The sequence below is a fragment of the Mesorhizobium sp. genome, from assembly GCF_024509055.1.
In the GTDB taxonomy this organism is placed as follows: Bacteria; Pseudomonadota; Alphaproteobacteria; order Rhizobiales; family Rhizobiaceae; genus Mesorhizobium.
In genome coordinates this window covers 1-7,805 of sequence record NZ_JANINM010000565.1, presented here as the reverse complement: position 1 = coordinate 7,805, position 7,805 = coordinate 1, and the positions used below count along the sequence as shown (strand labels likewise).

The following is a 7,805-nucleotide window of genomic DNA, read 5'->3' as shown; positions in this document are numbered from 1 at the left end:
CGCCCGCGAGCCGGCGCACCTGGCCCAGATCGTGCGAGGCCATGACGATCTTCGTACCCGACTGCGCGGCCGTCTGGATGATTTCCTCGACATGGAGGGTCGCTGCGGGATCGAGGCTGGCGGTGGGCTCGTCGAGCAGCAGGATTTCCGGCTGCCGCGCCAAAGCGCGGGCGAGAGCGACACGCTGCTGCTCGCCCCCGGACAAGCGTCGCGCCGGACGGGCGCCAAGACCGGCAAGGCCGACGCGATCGAGCAGTTCCTGCGCGCGCGCGGCGCGAAGATGCCGGGGATATCCGATCTGCGCCAGGACATAGCTGATATTGGCAGCGGCCGAGCGGCGCAGCATCACCGGTTTCTGGAAAAGGATGGCGCGCCGTTCCTGCCCGGTATCGCTGCGCCCGCCCCAACTCACACGCCCTTCCGAAGGCCTGACAAGCTGCATGCAGAGCCGCAGCAATGTCGTCTTGCCTGAGCCGTTGGGACCGACAACCAGCGTCGGTGCGCCGGGCTTGATCGTCAAGTCCAGGCGATCGAGCAGCGTGGTCGAACCGACACGCAGGGAGATGCCGTCAAGCACAAGCGGCAGATCGCTCGGCATGGCCCGCATCGTCAGCCCGCCCGCTGCTCGGACCACAGCCGAATGCCCCATGCGGCGGCGTTGATCGCGAGAACGATGCCGATAAGGATGATGCCGAGCCCCATGGCGAGCGGCAGGTTTCCCTTCGAGGTCTCTAGCGCAATCGTCGTCGTCATGGTGCGGGTGAAGCCCTCTATGTTGCCGCCGACGATCATCACGGTTCCGACTTCCGCCGCCGCGCGGCCGAAGCCGGCGAGCAGCGCGGTGACGAGGCTGAAGCGGCTGTCCCACAGCAGCGTCGTCACGCGGCCTGCCGGGCCGACACCCATCGCGGTCAGTTCGTCGTGATATTCGCTCCAGAGATCCTCTATGGTCTGGCGCGCCAGCGCCGCGAGGATGGGCAGCACCAGAAGCGCCTGTGCGATGACCATCGCGGCGGGCGTAAACAGGAGACCGAATTCGCCGAGCGGCCCCGACCGCGAAAGGAGCAGGTAGACGGTCAGCCCGACGACCACCGGCGGCAGCCCCATGAAACCGTTGAGAACCACGACCACCGCCGAACGCCCCGGAAAGCGCGTCAGGGCCAGCAGGGCTCCGAGCGGCAAGCCGACTATGACTGCGATCGCAACGGCCGAGAGGCTGACCGCGAGCGACAGCCGCACGATGGCAAACAGCGTCGCGTCGCCGCTTGCGATGAGCTGCCAGGCGCTGACGCCTTCCGACATTCAAAACCTCTGCCCGCACCAGATTGCTGCAACTTCTGCTGCATCAATTCCCTATTGGTCAAGAAATTGAGTTCCTGCAGGAGTATGCATAAAATTGCAGGATGGATTTGCTGACGACAGCCGAAGCCGCCGATTATCTGCGCCTTGGGGAGCGCAAGCTCTACGAACTGGTGGCCGAAAATCGCATCCCATGCAGCAAGGTCACCGGCAAATGGCTGTTCCCGCGCCACGAGCTCGACCGCTGGGTAAACTCCGGATTGGCCCGCCCTGCTGGAATGGTGCCACCCGAGCCGCCGCCGATCGTCGGCGGCAGCCAGGACGATCTGCTCGAATGGTGCCTGCGGCAGGCGGGCACTGGCCTCGCCTCCCTGTCCGAAGGCACGGAAAACGGCGTGGCACGCCTGCTGCGCGGCGAGGTGGCCGCCGCGGCGATCCATTTCCACGGCAACCAAGCCGAAGCCAATATCGTCGCCATAAGTGCCATGCCGCAATTGCACGATGCGCTGCTTGTCGGCTTCGCCCGGCGTGAGCAAGGGCTTCTGCTGCCGCCGGGTAACCCGAAATCGCTCAACAGCCTTGCCGATGTCCTTGGAAGCCGTGCCCGGATAGCGGTGCGCCAGCCCGGCGCCGGGGCGGATATGCTGCTCGGACTGCTGCTCGACCGATGCGGGGCGAGCCGAAGTGATCTCAACCGACTTCAGCCACCGTGTCCCACAGGCCCTGATCTCGCCACCGCGATCCGGACAGGCCGAGCCGATTGCGGCATTGCCACCCGCTCCGCCACACTCGCCGCCGGTCTCGATTTCGTGCCGCTTGTGTGGGAAAATTTTGACCTTTTGATGCGGCAACGCACCTATTTCCAGCCTTCCATGCAGGCGTTGGTGCGCTATCTCAAACAGGACGGTTTCACCAGGCGCGCGGCCGAACTGACCGGCTACGACACAAGCCCGGCCGGACAGATCCGCTTCTTCAGCTAACCCGCGGCATCTTCAACGCTTGGGTCGCCGGCATCAACCGAGGTCGATCTCGCCTTCGACGACGTGATGCAATCCGGCGCGCTCTGAGGTGATCACGGCTTTCACCGTGATGCGCCCTGTACCCTTGAGGCCTTCTTTCTCCACGGCCTTCTCGATCGCCTGCTGCGAAGTCACGCCGACCTGCTTCAGAAACTTGCGCATGGAGACGTTGAAGGGATCGGTTTCCATGTTCTGCGTCATATGCTTACCTCTACGTGTATGGAGCCTTTCGGGTTAGATATTCTGTCGTTCCTGCCGGTAAAACGTACCGTCGCTAGCGCCGGGCGCCTGAGTTGACTGTAGCCGGGAAGCTCCCAAGTTGGTGAAAAAATGGAGCTGGTTATCCCATTTTTGCGCGCAACCGACTTCTCGGACTGTCCACCCACCGATGTAAGCTTTCCAAGGGCGCAAAGGTCTATCATTGCGACCTAGCAGGATGATGACGCCATCAGATTCCCACTCGCCCATCCGGCGGGCGATCCATGCTGATGGTGTGGCCAATTAGACGGCGATCGACGTTCCAGGCTCAGAAAGGGACTGATAGGCCGTCAAGGCGGATCATTTGCGGCCAATTTTTCCAATGACCGAAAGGGGCCGTCTGCTGACCAGCAGGTTTCGGACACGGCAAGTGGGATAGCTGCCAATAAGGCAGTAGAGTGCACGGCCAAATGCCGATGGCCGCTCACGATCAGAAACGGACTGGCACGTTTCGGTCCAAGCGAATGAATTCTTGACCACTCAACGCTGACCAAATGCATTTAGGTATAGTGTCCACAGAACGTTCCCAGCCCCCCATGTATGCTATCTCCAGAGCCTTGAAGACGCCGCAAACTTCTACGTATCGCCCAAACGTGACTGTTGCAAACGCCTTCGGATAGCTGATAGCTCTCTCCAGTAGGTCATATTGACTGGCAGTCTGGAGAACGCCGGATCAGGACTCAGGAGGCGACGGTGGAAAACGACAGGCGGTATTACCTGATGGTCGTGCGCGACACCGACGCCGGCACCGAAACGATTTATACTCATATGAATTCGCTTTTCGCCGGAGCGAAGGCAAAACACATTGGTACTGAGTTCATGCAGGACAACATCATAGCAACCGCATCGCGAACCGATACGATGTTTGATCTGCTCTACAACGGGCAAATGAAATACAAGACTCCATCGATGAAAGCAAAAATGCAGAGTCTGACCGAGCGCTCACAGATTATCATACACGGCCATGGCGACGTGGATGCCTGCCGTATAAATGGTGTTCTGCCGGAAGCGCTGGCTCTCTCGCTCACCAGTCTAGGGCTCAAGGTCAATTGTAGAATCAATATTACGGGCTGCGATCTTGGTCGCAACAGCGGCATCTCCGGCGCGGCGCGTGCGCAGGCAAATGCCGTCTCGATGGGAAGTCGGTCCTTCGCGCAGCGCTTTCAGAGGTCGCTGTATGACAACGCCGGTCTGCGCTGCGTCGTACATGCCAGGACAAGTTGGGTGGTTGTAATGGAAGGCGGAAAGAAGCGGACGGTGAATTTTGACGCCGATGCCGACCCCGCTGGGGTTTTTCCGCACCAGATGGGAAGCAAGCTGGACCGGTCGAAGATACGCTTCGTGATCGATCCCGGTGGCGTGCAGCGGATGGAGTTCGTTTACGGCGGGGCCTGACAATCTGAACCGCCCCGGCTCAGCCGGAGTTCCGGGGCAGATAGAGTTCCCGGGGCAGCATACGGAATAGATTTTGAGCGTCCGATTTTGGGTTAAGCCGGCAAGGCAATAAATAGCCGACATGCGGCGCAGAGCGGCCGTCGAAATTGGAAGTACGTAACCCAGTCCGGCGGGTCAGACTTAGCGGAGCGCTTCGCTGTCCCCAAGGTTGACATTTGCATGGTGGCGAAAGGAGCCCTTTCGGAACATCGTTCCCAAGCTCAATTGCTCTCGCTCAACCAGCTTCGCGCGGACGCAGTGAACAAAAGACCGCAAGCTAATAGCTGCCCTACCGTTTGTAATACGGAAATCCAAATCGAGCCGAGCGTTGTGCCCTGTGCTATCAGCCTGACAAAGGGCGGAAGCCCAATGGCAAACATCACGATCAAGATCCATTTTGATACATTGCTGCGACGGCGAGCTACCAATAGGGTCAGACCTCCGATCAAGCCGAAGGTGAATATTTGGACTGTCAAGACGAATCCAATGGACGCCATTCGCGTGACTCGATCCCAGGCCAAATAGGATTGCAACAGGCCCAAAATGAGTGTGACGAAGACGATCCGTTCGAAAGTTACGATCGTCTGTGGCCGCATGATGCCTCTCCCCTGTTCCCATCCGGAAGATGTCACGCTTTTGCGGACATATGCAATAGTGTGCGTTTCATCCGATTACTAAGGGGTTCTTTTTCCGAACGTCGATCGCATTTCGCGGGCCCGAGGCTTATAAGGATTTTCGTACACCTCGGATGCTGACCCGGCGGATCAGCCATGCTGATGGTGTGGCCGCCCGCCTGTTGGCCACGGCCTTTTGTTGTCCCCGGTCGGAGCGCCAAAAAGGTCTGCTTTCGGGCAAAGCCCATGTAGCCCCGAACGGCCGTGTCGAGGCGCAAAGCTGACGGCGCCATTCATGCCAGCCCCCTGGCGCAATCTTGAACTGCCCTCTGGCTGAATCGAACCGTCGGCCGGGTGTGGACATCCCGGCGGCGATGAAACAATCTTGCCCGCAAGGGAACAAAACAAGCGCTTCGACAGAAGGCGCGATGGGTGCGCATGAAACAGCGATGGACCTTGTATGATCCACGGCTGGCCTGGGTGCTGGTCGCGCCGGTGCTAATCCTGCTCATCTTCTTCCTGGTGCTGCCGATCGCCGTGATGGCGGCCTATACGTTCTTCACCTTCGTCACCGCGGGCGTCGAGACCAGCGCGCTGACGACGGCGAACTGGCATGAATTCTTCACCGACAGCTATTACTCTGGCTTCCTCTTGAAGACGCTTCGGGTCGGCGCCATCACAGCGCTGCTGTGCGGGGTGCTCGGCTACTTCCCGGCCTATTTCATCTGGGCGACGACGTTCAAGCACAAGTGGCTGCTCTTGCTGCTGCTCATCGTGCCGTTCTGGATCAGCTTCACCATCCGCACCTTCTCGTGGATCAACATCCTCGGCGAACAGGGCGTCATCAACGTCGCCTTGTTGAAGCTCGGCATCATCAGCGAGCCGCTGCCGATGCTCTACAATGAGGGCGCGGTGATCCTGGGGCTGCTGCACTTCCTTCTGCCCTACATGATCCTCAACGTCTATGTGAGCCTCGAGGGCATCGACCGCACGCTGATCTCGGCGGCGCGCTCGATGGGTTGCACCAGCGCGCAGGCATTTCGCGAGGTGACGCTGCCGCTCTCCCTGCCCGGCCTCGCGGCCGGCCTGCTGCTCTGCTTCGTGCTGGCCGCCGGCAGCTATGTAACGCCGCAGCTGCTCGGCTCCGGCCGCGACGCGCTGTTCGGCAACCTGATCTACGACACCATCATGGGCGAACTGAACTGGCCGATGGGCGCCACGCTGTCGATCGTGCTGTTCGTCGTGCTCGGCTTCTTCGCCGCCATCTACACCCGCTACATGGGCATGTCGCAGATCGTGAAAGGGTTGGGCGGCTGATGGCGCGGCGCAAGGAAGAAGGGCGGTGGGCCTGGCGGCTGACGGGCTTCGTCACGCTCTGCGTCTACATCTTCATGTTCGCGCCGATCGTGGCCACCGTCATCCTGTCGTTCAACGCATCGATGTTCGGCGGCTTCCCGATGACCGGCTTCTCGCTGCAGTGGTACGCCAAGCTGATGAACAACGACGCGGTGCTTTCGGCCTTCCGCACCTCGCTGTGGATCGCGGTGGTCACCGCCGCCGTCACCACGGCCGTCGGCGTCGTCACGGCCTTCGCGCTGGTGCGCTTCGAGTTCCCCGGCAAGCAGGCGCTGAGCACGCTGGTGATCCTGCCGGCGCTGGTGCCGGAAACCATCCTCGGCGTCGGCCTGCTGGTGCTGATCAAGGCGGTGGACCAGCCGCGCACCATGCTCTTGCTGGTGCTCGGCCACATCATGCTGGCCGTGCCCTATGTGGTGCTGATCGCGCAGGCGCGCATGGTGGGCATAAGGCGCGTCTATGAGGAGGCGGCGCTTTCGCTCGGCGCCTCGCGCTTCGCTTCCTTCCGCGAGATCACGCTGCCGCTGCTTATCCCGGCCGTCGTCGGCGGCGCGCTGCTCGCCTTCACCATCTCGTTCGACAACACATCGGCCAGCCTGTTCTGGAGGCCGGCGGGCGTGGAAACCATGCCCACCCAGATCCTGTCGATGCTGAAGATCTCAATCAGCCCGGAGATCAACGCGCTGGGCACGGTGATGATCCTGGTGACGGTCGGCATACCGCTGCTCGGCGGCGCGATCCTGCAGGGCCTGACCCGATTGAAAAGACGTGGCGAACCAAAGGAGGAGACGACATGAAACTTTCCACCACCACGCGGCTCGAAAGGCTGCACGACCGCTACACGAACGGCGATCTCAGCCGCCGCACTTTCCTGACGCTGACGGCGGCGGCGGCCGCCGCGGCCGGCCTCGACATGCCCTGGATGCGCCGGGCGATGGCAGCGGTCGAGCAGGTCCGTTTCGACGGCTGGGGCGGCACGGTGCAGGACGCGATCGACAAATATGCCTTCCAGCCCTACACGGCCAAGACCAAGATCAAGGTGGTGCAAGGCACGTTCGGCGACGAGGACGAGATCATCACCAAGATCAAGACCGCCAAGCCCGGCGACTACCAGGTGATCCACTCCTCGGGCGTCAACTACTACATCAAATACGTCAATGGCGGCCTGACCTCGGAGATCAACGAGGCCAACATTCCCAACATGGCGAATGTGCTGCAGCCGATGATCGATCCGTTCCGCAAGCTGACGCCGAAGCTCTCGGCCGTGCCTTACGACTACGGCACCACCGGCATCGCCTACAACACCAAGGTGATCTCGCCGGAGGAGGCCAAGGAAAAGGGCGCCGCCCTGCTGCTCGACAAGAAATACGCCGGCAAGGTCGGCGGCTATGACGACATGACCACGCGCGTCTGGTACGCGGCCCTGGCCACCGGACAGGACCCCAACAACATCAAGGACATGGACACGATCTGGGCCAAGGTGCGCGAAACGCGCGACCTCGCCAAGAAGTTCTGGAGCTCGGGCGCCGAGCTGATGGACCTGCTCTCCAAGGGCGAGATCGTGGTGACCGACGCCTGGTCGGGCCGCGTCGCCGCGCTTCAGGACCAGGGCCATCCGATCGGCTATCTCGACCCGGCCGGCTCCTATGCCTGGATGGAGGACATGCTGATCCTGAAAGGCTCGCCGATGCCCGAGTGCGAGGAGCTGATCAACTTCATGCTCGACCCGGCGACCTCGATCGCGGTGGCCGAGGGCCAGAGCTATCCGCCTTCGCTCGACCCGAACAAGGTCAAGCTCACCGAGAAGATCGAGAAGCTGCCGGCC

General features: G+C 61.5%; 9 protein-coding genes. 5 read left to right on the top strand and 4 right to left on the bottom strand.

The features are described 5' to 3' along the window. Together Q0L57_RS34200 and Q0L57_RS34195 are read right to left on the bottom strand one after the other, a co-directional pair. Positions 1-607 (bottom strand): ATP-binding cassette domain-containing protein (locus tag Q0L57_RS34200; protein WP_296747701.1); only part of this gene is annotated, 607 nt, incomplete at its 3' end. Between the two features lie 2 nt (positions 608-609). Beyond that, positions 610-1,302, bottom strand: a complete 693-nt coding sequence (locus Q0L57_RS34195; protein ID WP_296747699.1) for an ABC transporter permease — start codon at positions 1,300-1,302, stop codon at positions 610-612. A gap of 101 nt (positions 1,303-1,403) precedes the next feature. Between Q0L57_RS34195 and Q0L57_RS34190 the strand changes: the two genes are divergently transcribed. Next, positions 1,404-2,279 (top strand): helix-turn-helix transcriptional regulator, encoded by an 876-nt coding sequence (locus Q0L57_RS34190; RefSeq protein WP_296747697.1) that lies wholly within the window; start codon positions 1,404-1,406, stop codon positions 2,277-2,279. A gap of 33 nt (positions 2,280-2,312) precedes the next feature. Here Q0L57_RS34190 and Q0L57_RS34185 read toward each other — a convergent pair whose 3' ends face one another. After that, complete coding sequence (locus Q0L57_RS34185; protein WP_296747696.1) at positions 2,313-2,519, bottom strand: DUF6494 family protein; 207 nt, start codon at positions 2,517-2,519, stop codon at positions 2,313-2,315. Positions 2,520-3,269: 750 nt separating this feature from the next. Here Q0L57_RS34185 and Q0L57_RS34180 point away from each other — a divergent pair. Further along, positions 3,270-3,971, top strand: coding sequence for a C80 family cysteine peptidase (locus Q0L57_RS34180; RefSeq protein ID WP_296747694.1), 702 nt, complete (start codon positions 3,270-3,272; stop codon positions 3,969-3,971). Between the two features lie 260 nt (positions 3,972-4,231). Here the strand turns inward: Q0L57_RS34180 and Q0L57_RS34175 are convergent, their stop codons facing one another. Next, complete coding sequence (locus tag Q0L57_RS34175; RefSeq protein WP_296747693.1) at positions 4,232-4,606, bottom strand: hypothetical protein; 375 nt, start codon at positions 4,604-4,606, stop codon at positions 4,232-4,234. Between the two features lie 456 nt (positions 4,607-5,062). Here Q0L57_RS34175 and Q0L57_RS34170 point away from each other — a divergent pair, with 456 nt between their 5' ends. From Q0L57_RS34170 to Q0L57_RS34160, 3 genes are all read left to right on the top strand, one after another. Further along, positions 5,063-5,941: an ABC transporter permease gene (locus Q0L57_RS34170; RefSeq protein ID WP_296747691.1), complete on the top strand. Its 879-nt coding sequence runs from the start codon at positions 5,063-5,065 to the stop codon at positions 5,939-5,941. Continuing rightward, positions 5,941-6,777: an ABC transporter permease gene (locus tag Q0L57_RS34165; protein WP_296747690.1), complete on the top strand. Its 837-nt coding sequence runs from the start codon at positions 5,941-5,943 to the stop codon at positions 6,775-6,777. Before Q0L57_RS34170 ends, Q0L57_RS34165 begins: the two co-directional genes overlap by 1 nt. Next, positions 6,774-7,805, top strand: a 1,032-nt coding sequence (locus Q0L57_RS34160) for an ABC transporter substrate-binding protein (protein WP_296747688.1), incomplete at its 3' end; no start/stop codon positions are given. The genes Q0L57_RS34165 and Q0L57_RS34160, both read left to right, overlap by 4 nt.